The organism is Rhodoferax sp. ZS1R8, from assembly GCF_056521325.1.
The window spans coordinates 754,698-777,430 of sequence record NZ_JBWMBA010000001.1; the positions used below are offsets into that span (position 1 = coordinate 754,698).

21 protein-coding genes and 1 pseudogene are annotated in these 22,733 nt (G+C 54.0%); 16 read left to right on the forward strand and 6 right to left on the reverse strand.

Annotated features, from left to right (window positions below; translation table 11 throughout):
• The first annotated feature begins 43 nt into the window (after positions 1–43).
• Positions 44–1,300 (forward strand): protein kinase domain-containing protein, encoded by a 1,257-nt coding sequence (locus tag AC097P_RS03540; protein WP_479608976.1) that lies wholly within the window; start codon positions 44–46, stop codon positions 1,298–1,300.
• Positions 1,301–1,392: 92 nt separating this feature from the next.
• Here AC097P_RS03540 and AC097P_RS03545 read toward each other — a convergent pair.
• Positions 1,393–2,049 (reverse strand): annotated as a pseudogene (locus tag AC097P_RS03545) (ATP-binding protein); the annotation flags it as partial.
• Between the two features lie 122 nt (positions 2,050–2,171).
• On the opposite strand from AC097P_RS03545, the gene AC097P_RS03550 reads away from it, so the two are divergent.
• The 9 genes from AC097P_RS03550 to dndE all read left to right on the forward strand — a co-directional run bounded on the left by AC097P_RS03550 (position 2,172) and on the right by dndE (position 13,180).
• Positions 2,172–2,843, forward strand: coding sequence for a TnsA endonuclease N-terminal domain-containing protein (locus AC097P_RS03550; RefSeq protein WP_479608977.1), 672 nt, complete (start codon positions 2,172–2,174; stop codon positions 2,841–2,843).
• Complete coding sequence (locus tag AC097P_RS03555) at positions 2,836–4,770, forward strand: transposase (protein ID WP_479608978.1); 1,935 nt, start codon at positions 2,836–2,838, stop codon at positions 4,768–4,770. Before AC097P_RS03550 ends, AC097P_RS03555 begins: the two co-directional genes overlap by 8 nt.
• Positions 4,767–5,654 (forward strand): TniB family NTP-binding protein, encoded by an 888-nt coding sequence (locus AC097P_RS03560; protein WP_479608979.1) that lies wholly within the window; start codon positions 4,767–4,769, stop codon positions 5,652–5,654. The genes AC097P_RS03555 and AC097P_RS03560 overlap by 4 nt, the downstream gene beginning before the upstream one ends.
• The gene (locus AC097P_RS03565; protein WP_479608980.1) at positions 5,651–6,706 is read left to right on the forward strand and encodes a TniQ family protein; all 1,056 of its coding nucleotides are present in this window, start codon (positions 5,651–5,653) and stop codon (positions 6,704–6,706) included. Before AC097P_RS03560 ends, AC097P_RS03565 begins: the two co-directional genes overlap by 4 nt.
• Before the next feature lie 541 nt (positions 6,707–7,247).
• On the forward strand, positions 7,248–8,168 hold the full coding sequence (locus AC097P_RS03570) for a hypothetical protein (protein WP_479608981.1): 921 nt from the start codon (positions 7,248–7,250) through the stop codon (positions 8,166–8,168).
• Positions 8,169–8,231: 63 nt separating this feature from the next.
• On the forward strand, positions 8,232–9,338 hold the full coding sequence (gene dndB, locus AC097P_RS03575; RefSeq protein WP_479608982.1) for a DNA sulfur modification protein DndB: 1,107 nt from the start codon (positions 8,232–8,234) through the stop codon (positions 9,336–9,338).
• 1 nt (position 9,339) lies between these two features.
• The gene (dndC, locus tag AC097P_RS03580; protein WP_479608983.1) at positions 9,340–10,821 is read left to right on the forward strand and encodes a DNA phosphorothioation system sulfurtransferase DndC; all 1,482 of its coding nucleotides are present in this window, start codon (positions 9,340–9,342) and stop codon (positions 10,819–10,821) included.
• Between the two features lie 14 nt (positions 10,822–10,835).
• Positions 10,836–12,830 (forward strand): DNA sulfur modification protein DndD, encoded by a 1,995-nt coding sequence (gene dndD, locus AC097P_RS03585; protein WP_479608984.1) that lies wholly within the window; start codon positions 10,836–10,838, stop codon positions 12,828–12,830.
• Positions 12,827–13,180 carry a DNA sulfur modification protein DndE gene (dndE, locus tag AC097P_RS03590; RefSeq protein ID WP_479608985.1) on the forward strand — a complete coding sequence of 118 codons (354 nt, stop codon included), beginning with the start codon at positions 12,827–12,829 and terminating at the stop codon, positions 13,178–13,180. The genes dndD and dndE overlap by 4 nt, the downstream gene beginning before the upstream one ends.
• Before the next feature lie 15 nt (positions 13,181–13,195).
• Here the strand turns inward: dndE and AC097P_RS03595 are convergent, their stop codons facing one another.
• From AC097P_RS03595 to AC097P_RS03605, 3 genes are all read right to left on the reverse strand, one after another.
• Positions 13,196–13,666 (reverse strand): hypothetical protein, encoded by a 471-nt coding sequence (locus tag AC097P_RS03595; RefSeq protein ID WP_479608986.1) that lies wholly within the window; start codon positions 13,664–13,666, stop codon positions 13,196–13,198.
• The gene (locus AC097P_RS03600) at positions 13,663–15,378 is read right to left on the reverse strand and encodes an ATP-binding protein (protein ID WP_479608987.1); all 1,716 of its coding nucleotides are present in this window, start codon (positions 15,376–15,378) and stop codon (positions 13,663–13,665) included. Before AC097P_RS03600 ends, AC097P_RS03595 begins: the two co-directional genes overlap by 4 nt.
• Positions 15,379–15,458: 80 nt before the next feature.
• Positions 15,459–17,363: a hypothetical protein gene (locus AC097P_RS03605; RefSeq protein ID WP_479608988.1), complete on the reverse strand. Its 1,905-nt coding sequence runs from the start codon at positions 17,361–17,363 to the stop codon at positions 15,459–15,461.
• A 295-nt stretch (positions 17,364–17,658) separates the two neighbouring features.
• Here AC097P_RS03605 and AC097P_RS03610 point away from each other — a divergent pair, with 295 nt between their 5' ends.
• Entirely contained in the window at positions 17,659–17,814 is a 156-nt protein-coding gene (locus AC097P_RS03610; protein ID WP_479608989.1) for a hypothetical protein, read from the forward strand.
• Positions 17,815–17,910: 96 nt separating this feature from the next.
• Complete coding sequence (locus AC097P_RS03615) at positions 17,911–18,135, forward strand: hypothetical protein (RefSeq protein WP_479608990.1); 225 nt, start codon at positions 17,911–17,913, stop codon at positions 18,133–18,135.
• Between the two features lie 4 nt (positions 18,136–18,139).
• Here AC097P_RS03615 and AC097P_RS03620 read toward each other — a convergent pair whose 3' ends face one another.
• Both AC097P_RS03620 and AC097P_RS03625 read right to left on the reverse strand, forming a co-directional pair.
• Positions 18,140–19,009 (reverse strand): ImmA/IrrE family metallo-endopeptidase, encoded by an 870-nt coding sequence (locus tag AC097P_RS03620; protein WP_479608991.1) that lies wholly within the window; start codon positions 19,007–19,009, stop codon positions 18,140–18,142.
• Between the two features lie 4 nt (positions 19,010–19,013).
• On the reverse strand, positions 19,014–19,391 hold the full coding sequence (locus AC097P_RS03625; protein ID WP_479608992.1) for a helix-turn-helix domain-containing protein: 378 nt from the start codon (positions 19,389–19,391) through the stop codon (positions 19,014–19,016).
• A gap of 285 nt (positions 19,392–19,676) precedes the next feature.
• On the opposite strand from AC097P_RS03625, the gene AC097P_RS03630 reads away from it, so the two are divergent.
• From AC097P_RS03630 to AC097P_RS03645, 4 genes are all read left to right on the forward strand, one after another.
• Complete coding sequence (locus AC097P_RS03630; RefSeq protein ID WP_479608993.1) at positions 19,677–20,933, forward strand: nucleotidyltransferase domain-containing protein; 1,257 nt, start codon at positions 19,677–19,679, stop codon at positions 20,931–20,933.
• Between the two features lie 53 nt (positions 20,934–20,986).
• A complete protein-coding gene (locus AC097P_RS03635) occupies positions 20,987–21,385 on the forward strand; it encodes a type II CBASS E2 protein (RefSeq protein ID WP_479609464.1) in 399 nt (132 codons plus the stop codon).
• 19 nt (positions 21,386–21,404) lie between these two features.
• Positions 21,405–21,953 carry an SLATT domain-containing protein gene (locus tag AC097P_RS03640; RefSeq protein WP_479608994.1) on the forward strand — a complete coding sequence of 183 codons (549 nt, stop codon included), beginning with the start codon at positions 21,405–21,407 and terminating at the stop codon, positions 21,951–21,953.
• Positions 21,954–22,441: 488 nt separating this feature from the next.
• Positions 22,442–22,681, forward strand: a complete 240-nt coding sequence (locus AC097P_RS03645) for an antitoxin VbhA family protein (protein WP_479608995.1) — start codon at positions 22,442–22,444, stop codon at positions 22,679–22,681.
• Positions 22,682–22,733: the final 52 nt, after the last annotated feature.

Sequence of the window (22,733 nt, forward strand, 5' to 3'; positions counted from 1 at the left end):
CGCCCGATGGTATGGTGGGCGTTATGACTGATGGGGAGTTCGTGTGAAGATTCTGGTCGTCGAGGATGAAACCGCCATTCGCAACAACATCATGTCGCTGCTGCGCATGGAGGGTTTTGACGTCATCCAAGCTGCCAACGGCCGTCTGGGGCTGGCCCAGGCGCGTGAACACTTGCCCGACCTGATTCTGTCCGACGTCATGATGCCCGAGCTGGACGGCTATGGCATGTTGGAGCATCTGCGCGCCGACCCGCTGACCGCATCCATCCCGCTGATTTTTCTGTCCGCCCGCACCGAGCGTGCAGACCGGCGCCGGGGCATGAACCTGGGTGCCGACGACTACCTGGGCAAACCGTTCACGTACGACGAGTTGCTAGAGGCTGTCACCGCCCGCATCAAGCGCACCCAACCCGGCACCGCCACCAAAGCCGCAGCACCAAGCGGCGACCCCGTAACGGCCTTGCAGACAGGCGCCAAGAGCAAGCCGCCAGTGGCAGTCAAGGGCTACCGCATCTTGCGCAAGATCGGCAGCGGCGGCATGTCGGAGGTGTTTCTGGCCGTACGCGAATCGGATCAGCGCCAACTCGCGCTCAAGGTGCTGGACACCGCCATCAACGACGACGGCGCGCTTTTGCACCGCTTCATCCAGGAATACGCATTGCTGGCACAGATCGACCACCCCAATGTGGCGCGCATCTTCGACCAAGGCATCACCGACGCCCACGCCTTCTTGTCGATGGAATATTTCGCCAACGGTGACATCAAGCGCCGTATGGCGGCGGGCCTGACCCAGCACGAGGCGCTGGGCGCTACCGTGCAAGTGGCGCTGGCACTGGCACAGATCCACGCGTTGGGCATCGTGCACCGCGACGTCAAACCCGACAACCTGATGTTGCGCCAGGACGGCACCATCGCGCTGATCGATTTCGGCATCGCCAAACACGCCGAACACGCTCTGGGCCACACGCTGCACGGCGAGATCGTGGGCTCACCCTTCTACCTGAGCCCGGAGCAGGCGGCGGGCCGGCCGGTCAGTGCAGCCAGCGACATCTACTGCCTGGGTGTAATTTTCCACGAGATGCTGACAGGACAGCGCCCCTACACGGCCGACCGGATGGAGGTGCTGTTGGCACAACACCTGTTCTCCCCACCCCCGCGGCTGGCGCCGCAGCACAGCGACATGCAGGACCTGCTGGACCGCATGATGCACAAGGACCCGGCGCTGCGCATGGGCAGCGCACAGGCGGTGGTCAAGTACATCACCGAACGCTGGCCCCTGGCCAGTGCAGCCCGGCTCTAGTCTAGTCATTTATACCCAATCGGGCTGTAGCCCTCGTCGGATGAGCGTAAGCAGCTATGAGTTCAGTAGCAGTTTTAGACGCCTCTCGACGCTTACAGCGGTCCAGCGCTGCGCCGGTACTGCATGGCCTCGGCCAAATGCGAGACCTGCGTATGCTCTGCACCCGCCAGGTCCGCGATGGTGCGCGCCACCTTCAGCGTGCGGTGTGTTCCCCGCGCCGACCAGCCCAGGCGGCTGGCTGCGACGTTCAAAAACTTCAGCGCATCAGCATCCAGCTGCACGTGCAGGTCAATCGCCTGGCCCTGCAGCGCCACATTGCTGCTGCCTTGGCGCTCTATCGCCCGTTGGCGCGCGGCCCCGCAGCGAGCCCGTATGCTGTCGGTGGACTCACCCGGCGGTGCACCCAGCAGGTCTGCGTGCGCCAGGTTGGGCACCTCTACGTGCAGATCAATGCGGTCCATCAGTGGCCCGCTGAGCTTGGACTGGTAGCGGTGGATCTGGTCCGGCGTGCAGCGGCACTGGTGGGCGCTTGAGCCCAGGTAGCCGCAGGGGCAAGGGTTCATCGCACCGATCAGCTGGAAGCGTGCCGGAAACTCCGCGCGCTGCGCCGCTCTGGAGATCGTGATGCAGCCGGTCTCAAGCGGCTCGCGCAGCGCCTCCAGTGCAGACCGTTGAAATTCCGGCATTTCATCTAAAAACAACACGCCGTGGTGGGCGAGCGACACTTCGCCGGGTCGCGGCGGCGAGCCCTGTGACTTCTATTTAAATGAACAACTGAAATATTGCTCTATGTAGCAATAGACCGTATCATTCACACGTAAAAGCGCTACTGATTCCACTTAATACCCACACTGGCTATAAATTCTATTTAATGGCGAAACTAGCTGACTACCTGCCGGTTCGAAAGATAAAGATTAGCCGCCGAGCTCTGACTGGACGCGTGCAATCAAGTGGCGGCGGCGGGCTCAGTTTTGAGTCTTCTTTAGAGCGAGACTGGCTGCTATCCCTCGATTCATCTCCCGATGTCACTGCTATCCGCGAACAGCCGTTCACACTTATTTATTTGATAAACGGGCGACGCCTTAAGTACACACCTGACGTTTTGGCTGAACATGTGACACGTACTGGGCGCAAACGCGTGGTCGTTTACGAAGTGAAATGCCGAGAAGACCTAGTAGCCGAGTGGACGAATCTAAGGCCGCGCTTCAAAGCGGCGGTCGCGTATTGCCGAGCGCGTGGTTGGGGATTCAAAATCGTCACCGAGGAGCAAATTCGTACTCCCTTCTTGCAAAACGCCAAGTTTTTGCGCCGTTACAGAGCCATTGAGAGTGACACTTTGGTGCGGAGTCAGTTGCTGTATACATTCAAGGCACTTGGCGAAACCACCCCTCAGGCCCTTTTGGCCGCCTCATATTGGGATGAAGAGTCCCGGCTGAAAGCATTACCTCAGCTTTGGAAATTGGTGGGTGAGCGGGTGGTCCACGCCGAACAGAATGATCCGCTGAGCATGTCCTGCCGAATCTGGGCGAATCCCAATGCCTGAAATTTCGCAATCTTTTTTCAGGGCCACGCCCGGTGACCTGGTGGCCCACGCAGGCAAGAAGTATCGAATTTCTTGCTTGATCTCGGTCGACAGCATCCTTGCGGAAGAGGTTGAAACTGGCAATCAGGAGCGCTTGCGGATCGAAATGGTGACGCCGTGGTCCGAACCCGAAGTGTCGGAGACTGATATTGCCGTCATTCGGGATACTTCAAGTTTTTCCAACGAGGAGTGGGCAGAGGCGCAACGGCGGCTGCAGGCAATTAAGCCGCTACTAGATAACCCCATTCGCACACGTTCAAGTGTCGAGGCCCAGGCCGAAAAATTCGGGGTAAATGCCACGACGCTGTACAAGTGGCTCAAGATATTTCAGACAGCAGGGCACGTTTCCTCCTTGGTACCGGAGAAGCGTGGTCGGAAACAAGGAACTTTGCTATTGGGCGGCCGGCAAGAAGCAATCGTTCAGGCGGCCATCGAAGACTTGTACCTGAGCAAGCAACGACACAAGCCCCAGGACGTAGTCGAGGAGGTAATGAGACGGTGTCGGCTGGCTGAAGTTTCCACCCCACATGCCAACACTGTGCGAGCACGGATTGCATCACTTAACCCCGCACTTGCCTTACGCAGACGCGGCCAAAAGGATGTCGCGCGAAACCGATACGCACCAATTCAGGGCCCATTCCCCGGTGGAGAGCGCCCGTTTTCGGTTGTACAAATAGATCACACAACGGCGGACGTTATTGTTGTGGATGAAGTCCATCGCAAGCCTATCGGTCGGCCATGGATGACGTTGGCAATTGATGTTCACAGCCGCATGATCGTTGGCCTGTACTTAACTTTCGAGAAGCCCAGCTCTACTTCCATGGGAATGTGCCTCGCGCGCACCATTTGTCCAAAACGAGAGTTCTTGGCCGCCCGTGACGTCACTGGCGATTGGCCCGTTTGGGGTGTTATGCAAATAGTCCATTCCGACAACGGGAAGGAGTTCCGCGGAGGAGTCCTTCAGCGAGCTTGTGAGGAATATGACATTGACCTGCAGTGGCGGCCAGTCCTGAGACCACATTACGGAGGGCATATTGAACGATTGATGGGCACGATGGCCAATCAACTTCGGAAACTGCCCGGTACAACCTTCTCGAATACAGCGCAGCGGAAAGGTTACAACTCTGAAAAGGAGGCTGCGTTAACTTTGCGCGAGTTGGAAAAGTACCTCCTAGAGTTCATCGTCAATGTCTACCATCAAAAACCGCATTCCGAGCTCGGAATGTCTCCTCTCAGAAAGTGGAGCATTGGCGTGGTTGGGACACCAGATGCACCGGGCGTGGGTGTCATGCCCGTGCCACGAGATCCATTGAAAGTCCAGTTGGATTTCATGCCGTTCTTCATGCGCTCTGTACAGCAGTACGGCCTGCAAATTGACAACATTTCGTACTACGCACCCGTTTTAGATCGATACATAAATGCTGCGGATCCTGACAACGCAAAGGCCAAGCGTGAATTCTTGATTCGCCGGGACCCAACTGATATCAGTAAGGTCTACTTTCTTGATCCCGCAGATGGGCGATACACCGAGGTGCCGTATCGAAATATTGGGCTTCCACCCATCAGCGTATGGGAGTTGCGTGAAATACAGACAAGGCTGAAGACGGAGGGCCGTCGCGATATCGATGAGAACTTGATATTTGAGGCAATAACCCGCATGCGGCAAGGAGTGGAACAGTCTGTTCATAAGACGAAGGCTGCACGGAGACTGCAAGCGCGCAATCCGGCGCAATTTCGTGCGCCATCGCCCCCGAAACTGAGAGCTGGAGAAACAACCACGGTTTCTTTGCATGACTTGAATCAGCTTGGTAAAACTGACGCTGTGTTGGACGACGACCCATTTGCAGCACCGATCGTCCCATTCGCAGAAGTGTTGGTATCCCGATGAAAGACTTTGCTCATCTGTTGCCCGATGTGGCAGAACTCCTTACGCTGCCGAAGCCCGAGCGCGTCAAAAGCGCTCAGCTTGATCGTTGGATTGGTTACACACGTGCCGTATCCATTCTCAGCCGTCTCGACGACGTATTGGCGTACCCAAAAACCCTACGAATGGCGAATGTCTTGGTTGTCGGCCGTAGTGGCAATGGCAAGAGCTCTTTGTTGGAGCGATTTATCAACCGACACCCCATACAGATCAGTGAAAACGGCACCGCCGTTATGCCCATTCTGCGGATCGAAATGCCGGAAACTCCAGATGAATCTGAATTCTGGTCTCTGATTCTTTGGGGACTTGCCGTCTCTCACCGCGAAAAAGATCCTGCATCAATCAAAAAGCGCCAGGCCAAATCCCTGCTAGTTCATTCGCAAGTCAGGGTACTGGTCATCGATGAATTTAACAATCTTGCGCGCGCCGGCAAAGCTGCGGGAGATCTGCTGGCAGCGATAAAGGGGCTCAGCAATGACTTGCGCCTTTCGGTCGTCGCGGCGGGTACCCTTGAGGCGGCAAATGCTTTGAATTCAGAACCGCAAATGCGATCGCGTTTTGAGTCCGCGATACTTGATCGATGGAAGCTCGATCAAGAATATCTGCGCTTCTTAGCCAGCTACGAGCAGCTACTTCCTCTCGCGGAGCCATCCAATTTGGCCAGCAGAGAGTTGGCACCGAAGATATATGGGCTAGCCGGTGAGACGGTCGGTGGAGCGGTCAAGCTTTTGAAGCTTGCCGCTTCAAAGGCAATTGAGTCAGGAGCTGAGCGGATTACGGCACCGTTGCTTGATCGACTGGAATGGACTCGGGCGGACCAATGGGACGAAGTTGCCAGAAGAGCATGATTAACCTTTTCGACGGGCAGCCATGGAGCATTCCTTTGCAACCCATTGAAGATGAGTTGTTGTCGTCATTCTTAGTGCGTGTATCGCAAGCACATGGTCAGGCACCCACTCGATTTTGCTATTACCACTTCCCAAGTACCTGCATCTGGAATCGAGACATTGATCGGTGTGCTTCGCCAAACCTCCTCACCCAGGTAAGCACGAAGGCGGGTTTGCCGTTGGCAAGGGTTGCAGAAATGACACTCTCAAACTTTCGCGAGGCCGACCTTACACGTCTCGGTATCTATCACCGTGTCAGGACGCGGCATGGTTTGCGTTTCTGTCCGCAGTGCGTACTGCAGTCTCCGGCCTACAAACGTGAGTGGCGAAGCGCATGGACGGCATACTGCTCTCGTCACCGGCTGCGCCTCTTGGACGCATGCGCCTCTTGCGGGGTTGTAGTAATGCCTCATCGCTCCGGCCGGAACGGGTATTGCCATGCGTGCGGAAGCTCACTAGGAATACAACCTTCCAGTGCAGTAGCACCATCAGAAAGCGGGCTGCTCGATCTGCAACAAGAACTGCTGGGCGTTGATCACAACCGCACAAGCAGCACATCAGAAATCGGTGCATGGAGTTCTACGGTGCGGGAGATCCTGCAACGAGCACGTAAGGCACTCGTGGCGGCAGCTCAGGACGAACGTGCGATTCTGCCCGAGTCCGCTTCCGGGAGTCTGCTTCATCCGACTCCAAACCTCTGCCGGATCGACGGCGCCATGGCCCATCTTTCGTGTGCACGCTATGTCCTGGATGAATGGCCTGGTTCCTTTCGGAGAATCGCGCTGGCGGGAAAGCTTCATCCAGACTCGCTGGGAACACCAGTTGATAACTGGCCGTCGCAAGTGTTGGCTGAAATCGCGAGGCTTCCACTACGAGCGGTGCGAAGGCCAGCCAAACCCCGAAGTTCCATCAGGAATGAACTGAGACAGCTGCACCGTAAGAGGACCACTGGCTGGCGGATCCGAAGAGCCAAACTCCTCATAGCAGCGGCTGGAGTTCGCAATGTCAATTGACGCTAAGGTGGGTCGATTCTGTGACGAATGTGGCCGCACCACCCACAATATCAAGCGAATTTACAGGGGCAAGGACTTCTGTGGCACTTGCTATCCGCGCGTGTTCATTCACAGGAATTGCAGCAAGTGCAATAGCTCGACGCGAGCGCATCGGAATGAAGCTCTTCCATTGTGTCGCCCCTGCAACACGGCAACCCGAAAATGTCTGCGATGCGAAAAACCAGTTCCTCAAGCGGGAATACGGGTTGGTGATCAAGTCGCCTGTCCTTCATGCGCTGTGTACTTTCGGGAGCAGAAGCCCTGCCCAAGTTGTGGGGCACTGTCGGGTCGCCTATCGCGTGCAAAGCTATTTGGGTTCGATGAGCCAACGTGTAATGCATGCCGGGGGGCAGCGATCCAGCAAACCTGCGCACGATGCCGAAAGTCCCGAACCGTAGCTTTTCAGACCCTTGAAGGAAAACCTTACTGCAAGGGTTGCGTGCCAGGTGCGGAGGTAAGCCATGCCTGCCCCAAATGCACCGCCGAGGTTGTTGGAGATGGGATGGCTGTTTGCCGTGCTTGCTACACCGCCGATGCTGTTCGTTCGTCTGCCCAGCTTGCCAGTGCCACGCTTGAGTCCCAGAGGATCAGATGCCTCTACCTGGGCTACTGCGAATGGTTGCTTGGGAAGCACCCAGAAAAACCGAAATTGAACCGGATGGCTGAGGATCACGTGGCATTCTTTGCCAGGCTTGACGTTACTTTTGGGGACGCGGCCCTGCTTTCCCGAAAGGAAATGCTCAAACAGATGGGCACAACCTACCTACGGCGCTACCTATTAGCCTCCCGATATGTAATTCAAAACGGGATAGACGACGTGGCTCCGCAAGAGCTGCAGGATGCGTCGGAGCAATTGATTGTTAAGAACAAGCTCGCAGCATTGGCCCGCAGGGAATTTGGGCCAGTCTTACAAGGCTTTGTTGACTGGCTCGATCATCGCAAAACGAAGATTCGAACAACTCGGTTGTATCTCCGTGCAGCTGAGAAGTTTTGCTCCTATGGAAAGCAGGCTTCGATGCCCCCTAGCCAGCAGAAATTGGAGTCGTTTGTGGCATCGCATCGAGGGTCACGAAACAGCCTTGCCGCGTTCATCAAGTTTGGGCGGCAAAAACTTGATTGGAATGTAACCCTGCCTCCGGTCCAACGGTCTGGAAAGCCGCCGGCGACCATACCGCGGATTGCAGCACTGGCGAATCAAATCAGTTCGAGCGGAATTAGGAATGTCGGCGAAGAAGTTTTAAGGCAAATGCTTGCAACAGCATTAGGATTTCAGTTGAGAAATGTCAATTCAAACTCCATCCAGCAACTGGACACTGGAGAATACGTACTGAGTGTTGAAACTGAGGAAATCGCTCTGCCGGAGCAGCTTGTCCAGTATGCCGCCGAGCTTGTACGACGCCGGACACTTGGGGTGGCCCAATAGTCTTGTTTGCATAGCTGCTTTTGTTTGTACCCAGACATACAAACATGCTATATTCTTGCGATCATGACCAGTGGTTTTACCTATACATTTTCCGCCATCCGAGGCGTCCAAGCCAAGCGGGAATACTACGTATCGATGTGTCCGCTCCGGTTAATTCCGAAGATTTTTTCTTTCGAAGACATTGACATGCCGCCAGAGATGCGTGCGCAGCGAGTGGTTAACCACTCCCGCCTTCCCGAGATCACCGGATACATTGTTGAGAATCCCACCAGTTACACGTTTTCTGCGATTACGGCGTCAATAGATGGCGACATCAGTTTTGAACCTGCAGGTACCGGACCAGATCAATTTCGGATGGGTACATTGTCCATTTCGATGGACGCTCGTTTCATCGTAAATGATGGGCAGCACCGTCGCGAAGCCATTCGGCACGCCCTTGAGCAAGTTCCAGAGTTAGGCGACGAAACCATTGCCGTAGTGTTCTTCCTAGACCGTGGTCTGGAGCGAAGCCAGCAGATGTTTGCGGATCTGAATCGACATGCTGTGAAGCCGTCGCCGTCGATGAATATTCTGTACGACCATCGGGACGCCAGAGCATCGCTGGCACGGCATTTGGCACTCACGTCTTCACGATTCAAAGGAATTGTTGAGCTGGAGAAAACCACTCTTTCTGAACGCTCACGGAAACTGTTTACCTTGAGTGCTCTTGAAGGGGCCATTCGCGAGTTGTTTACCGCACAAGAATTGGACGACTTGGAGAGCGCAAAAATCAAATGTGTCCAATATTGGGAACTGGTGAGCGAATTTTTTGGGCAGTGGGCTGTGGTTCTTGAGGGGAAGGTTTCTGCTGGAGAGGTCCGGAAAAACTACATTCATTGCCATGCCGTAACTCTTCAGGCGCTGGGCCGCGTTGGGCGGCAGCTCTACGCCAGCAATCCGAAAACGCTGCGAAGCGAATTGCAAAAGCTCAAGAAGATTGATTGGTCACGTAGCAATCAAAAATTGTGGGATGGCCGCGCCATGATTGGTAATCGCATGGAGAAGTCAAACCTTTCCGTCACGTTGACGGCAAACAGAATCAAACAGACCATGGGCCTCGCCCTCACTCCTGAGGAAAAAGAGGCAGAACGCGTGCTCAAGCAGTCGCGCATTGATAGATTAAGAGGTTGATATGGGTACGTCTGTTGAGAAAATTGTTGAAGAAATCAAGGGGCTGTATTTATCAGACTCCATGCCTTGGGTAGTCGGCTACAGCGGGGGCAAAGATTCAACTGCTTCTTTGCAACTAATTTGGCTTGCATTGTCTGAACTTTCGCCAGCGGATCGGACTAAGCCCGTGCATGTGATTAGCACGGACACGCTGGTTGAAAACCCGGTTATCGCATCGTGGGTTGAGGCTTCCTTGGACCACATCGGCAAGGCCGCCAAGGCGCAAGGGCTTCCGATTGAAGCCCACCGTCTGACTCCAGCCCTGAATGATCGTTTTTGGGTAAATCTGATTGGCCGCGGCTACCCGAGTCCACGCGCTCGTTTTCGTTGGTGCACGGATCGTCTCAAAATCAGTGCATCCACACAATTCATTCAAGACTTATCGACCACCAGCGGGGAAGCGATTCTCGTCTTGGGTCAACGACGGGGTGAGAGTTCTGCGCGCGACAAGGTCATGGATAACTACAAGGGCAGCACTCGCGACCGTTTGAGCCGCAACAAAGACCCAAAACTTTCCCGGGTGTGGGTGTACCTGCCCATTGAAACCTGGACGAGTGACGACGTTTGGGAATACATCATCACGCAACCCAACCCTTGGGGCATTGACAACCAGGAGCTTTTTTCCATTTACCGCGGAGCGACCCCGGATGCCGAGTGTCCGATTGTTGTCGACACTACGACGCCAAGCTGCGGCGACAGTCGTTTCGGATGCTATGTCTGCACCATGGTGACCCAAGACAAGTCAATGCAAGCCATGTTGCAAAACGACGAGCAAAAGCGTTGGATGCAACCGATTCTTGATTTCCGCAATGCATACCTCGCTGTTGAAGATCGCCATCTGCGTGATTTCCGACGAATGAACGGCAAGCTCACGGTCTACAACGGGCGCTTGGTGCATGGGCCTTACATCCAGTCCTATCGGGAAACATTGCTGCGAGAGTTGCTATCCGCTCAAAGGACCGTTCAAAAGGCTGCCAAGGAGCAAGGGCTGCGCTCTGTGGAACTGATTGGCCTTGATGAGTTGGATGAGATTCGAAAGATTTGGCTGGAAGATAAGGGCGAAATCGAGGATCGCCTTCCCACAATTTACGAAGAGATTTTTGGGGGGCCGTATCCCGGGAAGGCGGTCGAACCGATGCCCTTGGATTCGGACGATTTGCAACTCTTGCGGGAAATCGCAGCCGAGGTTGACCCGGAAGCGGCTGAAGAGCTGTACCGACTCACGCGCAATCTATCGACTACGCGTAGAACGATTGGGGACACGAAGAAGCGATCGCACCAACTGGACGTTGTCGACGAGGTTTTGACACGCTTTTGCTTCCGCAACGAGGAGGAGGCCTTGGAGTTTGCACTTCATACGCCTCCAACGGAGATTGTTGAGGTTTGCGTTCAACCAGATCCGTCTGACCCCGAAATCGAGCCTGAAATTGGCATGGCAGTATAAGAAGTCGATGTGTCATGAGTAAAGTAACAATTCAATCGGTGGCAATAGAGAATCTGGGGCCGTTTCGAGAGCGACAGCTTCTGGATATGACCGTGCGTCCTGGGAAACCCGTCGTGCTAATTCAAGCACTCAACGGGAGCGGAAAGACTACTCTGCTGACTGCGATCCAACTGGCCTTGTACGGCCAGGCAGCGATTAATGTCTCACGAAAGTCGGTATATGAGTCTTTCATTGAAAGCCTTCGACGCAAGGATGTAGTGGGAAATCCCGTTGTTGAAGTGGCCCTTCTCGTTGAGACGGGCAGCGATGGCGTCAACCTGACCGTCCGACGCGAGTGGGGAAAGACCAATTCTCAGTTCGTTGAGAGCTGCAAGGTGTATCGCGATAACGTTTTGGACCTTGAGCTGACCACAAACTGGACTCAGTTCATTGAAGACATATTGCCAGCTGAGCTCGCACAGCTTTTTCTGTTCGACGGGGAAAAGATCGAAGGTCTTGCGAACCCACAAAAGCTCCCCGATTTGCTCCGGCGGGCGACTGAGGCATTCCTGGGGATTGGGAGCATTGACGGATTGATCAATGATTTGCGGGCCGCTGAGCGACGCACTATGCTGCGGTCCAAGGAAGGTGGTGAAGCCTACGAGCAATTGAAGTCAGAGTTACCCGTGCTCGAAGCAAAGGTTGCAGAGATTCAGTCCGATCTTGAGTTGTTTGCTCAGCAAAATGCGAGTGTTCAAAACGAACTTGATCGTGCGCAAGTGGATTTGGATCGGTTTACCGCGACCTCAAAGCGCAAGGGTTCAGGAGCTTTTGATGCCGCGGCTCAATTGCGGGCCAATTTCGCTTCGGCTACTGAGCGAAAGCAAAGATCGGCCGCTGCGCTGGCGGCTGCGTTGAGTCATCCATTGCTGCCACTTGCGATAGCCCCCGACTTGCTGCAGGCATGCGTGGAGGGTGTAGAGCAGCAGTCTGATACGGAGATTCAAGTTCGTCTTCTAAAGCAGATTGCTGCTCGCGACCGACGAGTTTTAGCTGCGCTGAACCTCAAACTGACTGAAAAAGCATACAGCACAGTTGCAGAGCTTTTGACAGAAGATCGCAAGAAGATTGCACTTCCAAAGGCTTTTAAGCCCGTGTTCTTGAACGATCTTTCAATGACCAATGTTCAGCAACAAGTCGTTGATGCCGTCAAGATAGCAAACCAATGTCGAACTGAGTTGCGAAACAGTATTGCTGCCATGGAGGCTGCTGAGCGAAAAATGGCCGAAATCCCAGCGACGGAACAGCTTGGTGGGCTCCTGGCTGCCATGCAGGAAAAGACACACGCGGTCGCTGCTTGCGAGGAGCGTCTGAAAGGAATTGTCCAGGCGATTGCTGAACGCAAAGGCAATTTGGCCAACGCTGAAATGCGACACAACTCTATACGCTCGCGTCTATTGACGGAGTTCAAGGACATTGGCATCTCGGAAAAGACGCTAGAGGCTGCGGGACGTGCAAAGCGCGTCTTCGAAATCCTGAAAGACCGCATGCTTGCGTCAAAGGCCGCTTGGTTGTCACGGCAGATTACTTCCGAGTTCCAGGCATTGGTGCATAAGCAAGGCTTTGTTGGAAGCGTTGTTGTGAATCCGGTTTCGTATCAAGTCACACTTATTGACGGCGGGGGGATGGAGCTCTCAATGGAGCGGCTTTCCGCTGGCGAGCGTCAATTGCTGGCCATTGCCGTATTGAGCGCACTTATCAAGGAACGCAAGAGCCGCTTCCCCGTTGTGGTGGACACCCCATTGGCGCGTCTGGACCGTCAGCATAGGGAAACGCTCGTGGAGCGGTTCTTTAGCACCGTGTCCCATCAGGTAATGGTCCTTTCGACAGATCAAGAGGTTTCTGGAAGTGTCTATGCGACATTGCATCCATACACAAGCCAAGAAATCACTTTGCGATTTGACGCAAAAACCAGAAGCACGGCTGTTGCTCCTCTGGACCGTCGTGCAGAATTGAAGGTGGCCGCATGATTGACAGAATTCGTCTTACGGCCGCAGCAAAGATCCAGCTGGCGACCTTGAAACGCAGGACTGGGATTGAGCATAACAATGCCCTTTGTCGCCATGCCCTTTGCGTCTCTTTAGCCAATCCCGCCCATATGCCTGGCGAAGTATTGAATTTCTCCGGCGGCCTTGAGATCGACTGGCGAACATTTACTGGCAACAACGAGGCCGTGTATTACAACCTTGTTGTTGTGCGGATGTTGAACGACCAAATGAAGGTCTCTGAAAACAGCGTGAAGGAAGTGGCAACACTTCATACGCATCGCGGGCTGTCGTTGCTAGTCGGACAGAAAGAGACCGAGCTGCTGGCCGCCTGATGTTGTTGGCGTAGGTCACGCCATTTGCGCTCTTGCTTTTCTAAATTCGCCACAAATCATTTCGTAGGCTTCGATGGCCACCAGCCTGGGGTCAAATGGAAGCTTGATCCGCCGTGATACCGGAGGCGGGGTAGATACCAACTCAGCATCCGGGTGCACTGCCGCCTTGTCCACAAAAAACCTGCGGTGAAGCTCTTCTTCAACCTGGCGTCGTGCTACCTTCTGCAAAGATTCTGGCAAAGAATGGATGGGCGCACAGCAGATGCCCACAAACACCATGGCGTCTGATCCGTCTGCTGTCTCGGGCGTCATCTCCAGCAATCTGGTTGTCAATGTTCCGCCTGCGGAGATGTGCTGTCCCCAACGCTTTGGGGGTAAGTCACCCGTTTCTCCGAAGTAAACGTATGTGCCAGCCAGGATGCCATAGACAAAGGAATCGCCTTTGCCACCCTGAATGGTTCCGCAATGCGTCACGAGCATGCTCAAGCCTCGGGATTGCTGCCGGTCCAGTCGCTTAGGTAGTTGTCGATATTCTTGTGCAACCGTTTAAAAATCCGATCCAAAACGTCCTGCTCGATTTCCGTCATGTTGTGCTGAACGTTATTCTGTGCATTTCCCATGCTAAAAATCAGCGCTTCCAGCGCAAGCCTCTCGCTGCTGCTTGCCTCATACCGACTAATTACTTGTTGATAGAAAGGGTGCGCGACGTTGACGCATACAAATGTTCCGTTGATGGCATCGTGAAAGGGCTGCCAAAATTGACCGTAAGCAACTTTTTCAGAGTAGCGAATCTTCAGGAAAACGTGAGGTTCCGCCTTGGCTTCCGTCGTGGTCGCCCCAGTGCTATCCAACTCCTCGTTGAGAGTTTCGATGACCTTGGCAGCTTCCTCGGCACTCTTTTTTTGTCGATCTCTTGTTTTGGCTGGGACAACTGCAGTCGTGGCTACCTGTGGATCATCCTCTGGTACCGACGAAGTGGAGGCAGTAAAGCCCCGTCCTTCCGCGTCGTCGTCTGAGCTCAATCGCGCTTGACACAATGCACGTATCGTTTTGGCGGTGCCTAGCGCCTTTGAAATTGTCCCCTCCAACGAGGCACGGTGCTCATCGTCCATCTCAAGACGCTGCTTTGTGACATCTACGTGTAAGACGTCATCATGCTGATCCGTCAGATCCAATCGAATCCGTAGATTGATATCATCCTTCCCCACCAATCCATCAAGAGGGTCGCCCCAACGAATGAGTCTTCCGTTTCTGTAGACAAAAAAGCCGCTGTTATTGGTTGATACATCAAACGCTTTAACGGACGCTTTTTCAGCGGGACTTAAGGGAGATTTGTCCCCAGCCAAGGACCTTTGAGGAAAGGCAACCGCTTGGATTTTGATTGACGGTAAATCTACCCCATCGCGAGAGACCGGCTTCCAAATCTCAGACAACACCAAGCACGGCTCCGAAAATTTGTACTTGTCGGGATCCCAGTTTTGAATGGTCGGCAAGTCAATGAATAACATGTCCTTCGCTTTTACCAACTCAAATTCGCTAGCCGGTCCATCGCTCTTAACTGCACGCGTGCGAAGGGCCAATGTATTCTTTGCGTTGGTCAAGAAGGAAAAATAGACCACTCCCAGCCTGTCCCTTAACTTTTCAAGCGTCGAATTGGGGGATGGGTGATTTACTTTCTCGCAACCCCGAATCTCCACAACTGTTCCGCTGGCGCCGGCAAGAATTTCCTTGTACCTTGTCTGCTCGTCCGCTGTCAGCGGCTCTGAATTCATTACAAAGGCATTTGCTGTCGCGATGGCATCTTTGTCAAAAATGAATCTGTCGGTGATTTGCCCGTTGCGTTTGGAAATGATTGAGATCGTAGATCCCAGTGACAGGCCGGCCGACTTCAGTCCCATTCCGTACTTGGACAGGCTGCCTTGCTTGTAATTCCCATCGGAACCCAGCGCAAACGCGTTGGTGATCCCAGCCACGTCCATACCGCTGCCGTTATCGCAAATTTGATACATCGCAACGCCGTTGCGGTTTTTGAGGTTCTTTCCTGGCGCGAGTACAAGCGATATCCGGACATCAGTCGCACCTGCCGTTACTGCATTGTCAACCAGGTCCATTAGGGCCGTGTGCGGCTCGTAGCCTATGCGTGCAATGGCTTCGCAAACTCGGGCCGCGTTGAATGGCAGTGGAATTGGCTGGCTCATACAGATCTTTCTCAATGTTTGTTCAAAAATGCATCAAGCAGCCAATTCTGCTGGGCGTACTGTTCCTCACGCCAATGAATTCAGACTACTCCGATGCTCTTCCTCAGAAATTTCAGAACTGACGCCGCGTCCAGTTTGGCATCAGCTGAGGAATAGTAACAATGTTTGTAACAAGTCAAGCTCCCTCCAATCTTCCCCATCAGCTCGCCGAGTTTTTTGTCAAGACCAGTGCCGTTGCTGCGCCAAATTGCATGGAGCAAATCAATGAAATACTCATCGTTTGGAGATTCAACGTTTGCAATGACAGGGGATTTGAACGAGTCGTTGTCTTTGCATTCAATTTCGATCCAGTAGGCTCTTTTCCCCAACACTTCAATTTCAAGAATAAGTGCGCAGCGAATTTGACGCTTTGCACGGCGCGCCCCTTCTGCGTTGTCATGCTTTTCGCGCATAACGTGCCAGCCACGCTTGGCTATTTTCCCGGTCCTACGCTCGTCATCGTTAAGGAAGTTCCAGCACGAAAGGGCTGCACGCAATTCAAGCGCGGCCGGGATGGTCGGTGGGAGCACCGTGAAGCGCTTGATCTTGCCGGTGCTTTGAAGATTCGTCAGCGCTTCCACAAGTTGTGTAAATCGCTGCACCGGGTCGCGGATGACTACGTTGGCATTCAGCTGGTCTGACGAACCTTCTTGATAATTGGGATTGCCCGTCGAAGTGGTCTCTTTGGGATCAGGCTTCGGTGGGGACGCTTTCGCGTATAGACCGCTCTGACTCTTTTTGAGTTTTTCGAGTGGCCTAGCGTTACTCCATTGAAACGTTCCAATCAGAAGGTGCTGAATCGCCGCTTGTTCTGCGCCATCCTTTTCTGCAGAGACTTCGGTCGTATCTGTAGGGCGGTCCAGACCATCTACGGTGGCTGTCTTCGAATAGGGGGCAGACCCAGGTTTCTCTACTTTGTCGCCCCCCTCATGGCCGCTGTTCAAGCGTTCGCTTCCAATCTTCGGCAAATAGGGTGGTTCTTCAATGTCTACGATGCGTGATACCAGTATGCGGGGACGCGATCCTTGATTTTTGAGGCTCCAAGGGCGCAATTCATAGCCAACAACTTGCATCCTCAACGGGTAGTCCTCGCGAAACGGGAAATTGGCCTGGCTGTGCCAGCGCGCAAGTGAGTTACTACCTCTTTCCTGAACAGCACGCGCATGAATTTCGTTCGCTCGGGCTTTTGCAAAGTCATCCCACCATAGGAGTGCCAAATGTCGTGCGAAGTAGTCTTTCACACGCGATTGAAGAATCACATTCCATTGCCCAGTTTTGGCATCAATGGAGGTTTCCAGACCCCCCATTGTCGTCTTGCCAAAGTAGATTACCTGGCTGGCCGTGTCGTGCCAGGGCCCATTAGTGAATGCCCTTGCCATTTGAGTCTCAGGGGCGTAACAGGTCTGGAAGATTACTTGGTTTGGGATGATGTAGTCCGCATCCCAACCTTTAAAGACCATGAGACGTGATTGCGGTGACCAATGAGTCACGTGTGAAAATTCAAAATTGTTGAGGGAGTAGTACGGAAATTTCTCATCCCAGCCATCTGGCGGAGGGAGCTTGTCCCCGACTTTTTTACTGTGCCACTCTTCGCGACCACTTGGTAACAGCAGTGGGTAGGAGCGTCCGGGCAGCGCGCCGACCAATTGTTGGGCCTTAAAGACAAAGCCGATGGCTACCAAAGGGAGGCTTCCCGTGTGCATGGCGCACTGTGAATATTGGCGCTGCGATGGCAAAACCGCCTGGAGACTTTTCGGTGGAGTGCCAAGAATATCGGCAACCTCGTATGGTGACAATTTTGCGATGGCGGAAACGTCGTCTTGTGCAAGCCGTTGCAGGAGCACCAGCACACTGGCAGAACGGGTCGTGAGGTGTGGAAGTGTGTATCCGTCGATCCACTTCACCACCCATAGGCCCTCGTCGTTCGGAAACTCACTTATTTTCATATTGCGACATTTACTTCACTCCCAGAAACATTGGGTTGTCGCCTAGGGCAACGGGGCCGATGACATGAATCAATGTGACGTGGAAGGTTGCACTTCAATAGCGTTTCCACGATGAGTCTACCCTGCTGCTGTCCAACGTCGATTCAGTTGCAAAGTGCCAACAGAAAGACTTGTACAACCGCCCATCGCCCCTCCAGCCAAGCAAGAAAGGTCCACACATGCGTGCACTGGATTTGGTACCATTTGTCCAGGTGCTGGATCTGATCCAGCACGTCTTTGGTCAAGGAGTTTTCGAATGAAGCTGCCAGCCATGTTGCGCCGTATTTTGCGGGATAGCATTCGAATGTACTTCGCTCCCCTGGTCGGTGCCGTCAAAGGAATCCGTGCAGAGTACTTGCGCATAGACCGTGACATTGAGCGCAGTCGCCAGGCTGAACGCGAATGCAGGTAGACGCCGTTACTCCCCAGCTCCGGCTAGGATTGATAGCTGGCGGATCAGCTGATATCGCGTGAGTCGTATCAACGATGATCTCTTAGCACTCTAACTATGGTTGAAGATACCCATATGACTCAAGACAATGCAGGTAACGGGACGCCAAGCCGAAATACCGTCATCTGCGACGCATTGGAGGAGCCGGCGTTCACGGACAACGATGGACCGAGCCTTGAGATACCTCGATTTATCTCGACCAAGAACGCGTATTCGATGTACGGCCTGGAGGATGGCGAGACCATTCAAGAAGCGATGACCAGGTGCAGCGCCAGCCACTGAGGCATTACTTGCGTTTTCTATTTCCTGGCCAGGGCAGCACGCCGTCCAATTCTTGCAATAGCCCCGTATCTGGTTGAGCGGTTCTGCTGAATGTGTTGACGGGTTCATCCGGCCCGTCGTCGTCTTCGAACCAGAGAAGAGAAAACGTTTCATCGTATTCGGGATAGTGCTTGGACATCTCGGTGAGGTCATATCCCTGCAGCCAATCCGTGAACCAGACGTCCTGCGCGACCACCGATTCACCGGACATCTGCGCGTCACGTACCAATTGGTGGGCTACTGACCCTTTTGGAATAGGGGTTTTCGGTGCCACCCAAGCTCTGAGCTTGCGCAGTGCGACCGACATGGAGGCGTGTCGAATCACGCTTGAATTCATGGTCACAAATGCGCAGGGATAGTCCGAAAGCGCAGCAACCCGCGACGCAGTCGCGGAAAACGACGTCTTGTACTGCTGGCGCAGTTCATCTATCAACTCAAAGGATGGCTCGGCTTTATTGACGTCGACCACAAATTTCTCATACGGCATCAGTAGCTCGGCGGCAAACATGTCGCACCAAATCTCATTCTCATGGCGTTTCGCGTAGGACCAGGGCGGCGTCTCTTGATGGTTGGAGCTGAGTCCGAGCACTAGGTGCCCGATCTCATGGCAGGCTGAAAATCTCTGTCGTTCAATTCGCTCAAGTTCATTCACAAAAATCATCGACGTTCCGTCGCGCTTTGTCAGCGTGTAACCAGACTCTCCTTCTGGGAGTACCTCAGCGTCAAGGGTCGCCCTAACCTTATTAATGTAGACGGAGAGATCGACAGAGATCCTCGACAAGTCCAAACCCGCCATAAATTCGCGTGCCCTAATTTGAACTGTCAGCTCGTCCATCGTTTCAGTCCTCTTTAAATGCCCTGCGCACACGATCTTCGATCATCTTCATGTCCGGACGCGCACCACCTCGATGCCTCATGCTGGCGCCCATTTCAAACATTTCAGCGGTCAGATCAGGGACGTCCAAAACGTGTTCCACCCAATCTGGATTCGCGTCATTCGCCACCATCCACTGGGCCATTTCAGCCTCCCTGGCATCGGCTTTAAGCACACGCAACAGGCGCGCCAGGATTTCTTCAGATGGCGACTGCTTTTCACCGGTTTCCAACCGGTATATATATGTGTGATCGATGTCCGCGAGTTGGCCCAACTCGCGCGACGAGAGATTCCGAGTTTCCCGTAATTTACGCAACAGGAAACCCAAACCAGACTGCGTCATAAAAAAACTCCAACATGATCAAAAAAATGTCAGTATACTGTTGCCTGTGCAAGCAACACTTTTACACATCAAGAATGGAAATCGAGTCCCAAAGCAGAATTTGATTGTTGCCTGCTCAGGCACTAACTATGGTGCTTTCCACTCGTTAATGCAAGTGGCCGGTGAGGTTTTGGCGACTGATAGTGGTTTGATTGGAATGGCCCGATGTGTTGGGCGCCAGTGTGAAGTACAGCAAGAGTTAGTCGGCTAACGCCGGCGGAGACAACTGAGAAAGGACGGCCCAGCATGAATCGTGAATCTCTCCCACTTCCACGCAAACGCCAGCTGTCCAACGGCATGTCGTCAAAATTTTTCTATTTGGCGGATGCAATCGCCAAAAGACATGAGCCCACGCAAACCCAACTGGATGCCCTTGAACGGTCTTACACGGCCACTGGGGAATACCTTATGGAGTGCGGCGAATTTCGCGACCTGATATTGGAAGTCCATGCACAAGGTTCTCGGGAAATCGGAACCATCATCCGGCCTACACATTCACGTCCCGAAGGGTTCGACATTGACTTGGTGATACGTCTGGATCGCACTGCCCGCCGGCTATATGGCCACGAATCGGGACCGACGGCGTTGATCAACGACTTATTTGCTGCACTTCAACGTTACGCGAAGATGCACCGGCTGGGAATCCAAAAATGGGATCGTTGCATTACGCTGGAATACGCCGATGGAATGCGTGCGGACATCACACCCATCATTGAAGATCCACAATTCAGTGTTCCCTACGGTGACACTCATGGACAAGTGCCGGACCGCGGACTGCGACTCTATGAGTCCACCAATCCGAAGGGGTTGGCTTACTGCTTCAACGAAGCCGCAAAGATCAGCCCAGTTTTCACGGTAACCAAGAGTCTTGATAGCTTTGCGGAGGCCGCAAAGCGCGCCGACATGGCGCCACTGCCCAACGCCGATGAGGTCCTCAACCGATTGCTCAGCAGGCTGGTTCAGCTGCTTAAACTCCATCGCAACGTTGCTTTTGGCGCCCCGAAGGTGGGACAAGACTTTGCTCCAAAGTCCGTGTTCATCACATCGCTGGCCGCCGCCGCTTACACGCTGCGAGCACCAATCCAGCACGACAACCCGTTGGACTTGTTGCTAGACATCGTCGATACCATGCCATCTTGTTTTGAAAGGCAAGCGAAGCCTGGCGGTGGTGAGCATTGGATTTTTCCAAACGTGACCGCGCCCGGCGACAACCTGGCCAGCGGCATGAACACCTCCGCCCATCAAGCTGCATTCATCAAGTGGCACGCTCGCTTACGGAGCCACCTCGAACAATTGCTTGACTGCATTGATCAACGGCATGGCCTGGATCCGCTTCTGAGCATCGTCAATGACGCCTTCGGATCCCTGGCGATCCAGGCGGTTAGGGAACTGGAAGCACCTCGCGTAGTAGACAGGTCAGACAAACGGATTGTTGTTTTGGGTACTGCTACCGCAACTGCCTTGTCAATGCCAGCGCGTGGCCATACATTTTTTGGAGAGTGAAAATTCGTCCAGATCCAGTCCCGAACTTAGCCCAGCGTGCCCTGGAGTTGCAGATGACCGGTGTGCCTGGCGCTGAGATCTCATTGCACAGCGGCAAGGAGTTGCGCTATCGCTTTGAAGTCTCACCGGGCAATTTCGGTCGCTTGTATCGATGCGTCTTGAAGGTAAGGCCGGATGGGATACGGCCTGACCTAATTGTGGAGGAGCCGGACCTAGCGGTCCTCGCCGGGGGTAGGAAGATTCCGCACACCTATCGCCACACCGGTCGCGGTACAAAGCTATGCCTATGGTGGCCCAAGAAGCGCGATTGGATCCCGCAGATGAGGTTTGGCGACACCTACATTCCATGGACCGGTGAGTGGCTTCAATACTTCGAAGATTGGATGTTTACCGACGAATGGGCGGGTGGTGGCGCCCACCCAGATTCGAATCCCAAGCGCTGGTCACGCTGATTTTTACTCCATCGACATCATGAAAACTGAAAACCTAGACGCGAATTCCCCGGTGTCCCCATTAGTGCTAGCGCTCAAGAATGAAGCCGCGCGCATTCAGGAAGACGCCGAACACTCCGCTAAGAGCCATTTCAACGCAGGCGATGCTTGGTCGAGACGGCACTATTGGTTGGGTATTCCAGCCACTTTGGCGGCGGCAGCGGCCAGCGCAGCCTTTGTGAAAGATTGGTCGAGCGCAGCGCAGTTGTTGGGCATGACGGCAACGGTCTTGTCGGGAACAGCCACCTTTCTCAAGCCCAATGAAAAGGCCATGCAGCACAAGAATGCAGGGGCCCTATACCAAAGCCTCAAAAACGACGCCAGAGTCTTTGGTGAGATCGAAGTATTGGAGACTATGGACGAAGTTAAGAAGGGCGAGCGACTCAAAAGACTTGCACAACGGCGGAATGAATTGAACAGTGCCGCACCAGGCATACCGCGCGCGGCCTATGACCAAACAGTCAAAGGATTGGCAAGTGGTGAGGCTCAGTACAAAGTGGACACAAGCGCTGCGGTTGAACCTGTTTAAAACGCCGCCACGCGTAGAAGCAAAACGAGACTGCGCAGGCGAGCTCTGAAATTGCGAGAAAAACCCAAATGGAGCTGGCCCCGAGCACCATTTGGACCTATTTCCAGGGGCCAAGGAGTTTTAGCATGATGAGAAATACCAAGCAAACATCCCCCAAAGTGGCTTCCGTTGCTGGCAAAACGTTACAGAGCCCCGGTGCAAGCGCCATTCAAAAGACATTGGCTGGGTCGGCATTGCGGCAAGCCGGCACATCAGCGCAAACGGGCACAAAAACTGATCATGCCGCAGCCCGTGCGCTTGAACGCCCGACCTCTGCGCCGGTTACCAAGACACTCGCCGGTAGCGTTGTAGTACAGACGCGAAAAGGTCGCTAGTTGAGGAACCCCATCACGCGCTCCACGAATGCTTGCTAGCGTGGATCAGGGGTGGCACTCTTTGGCGCAGAAATTATTAGCTACTATGCTGGAGTGTGAAAGGTTGGGGTTGCCATGAAACCAAAAAAGTCAAAGGGATTTGCGCTTGAGGAGGACCTTGCGAAAATCGAGCGCCGCTGGGCTCATGAGCAATCGCTTGCTTCATCGCGAATTGAAGGCCATGTCCCAAGCGATGCGTACCTAGCCGACTCGGAGGCTGTCATTGAGGGATCCATGACCTTAGAGGAGGCCGGCACCCGTAGCCTAGCAAGGGCCCTGCTTGCAGACAAGGTCGCTGCGGCCCGCGCTGTCTGAACATAGTAAACGGGGGCTACTGACCACTTTACTTCGTGTAGAGCATGCTAGT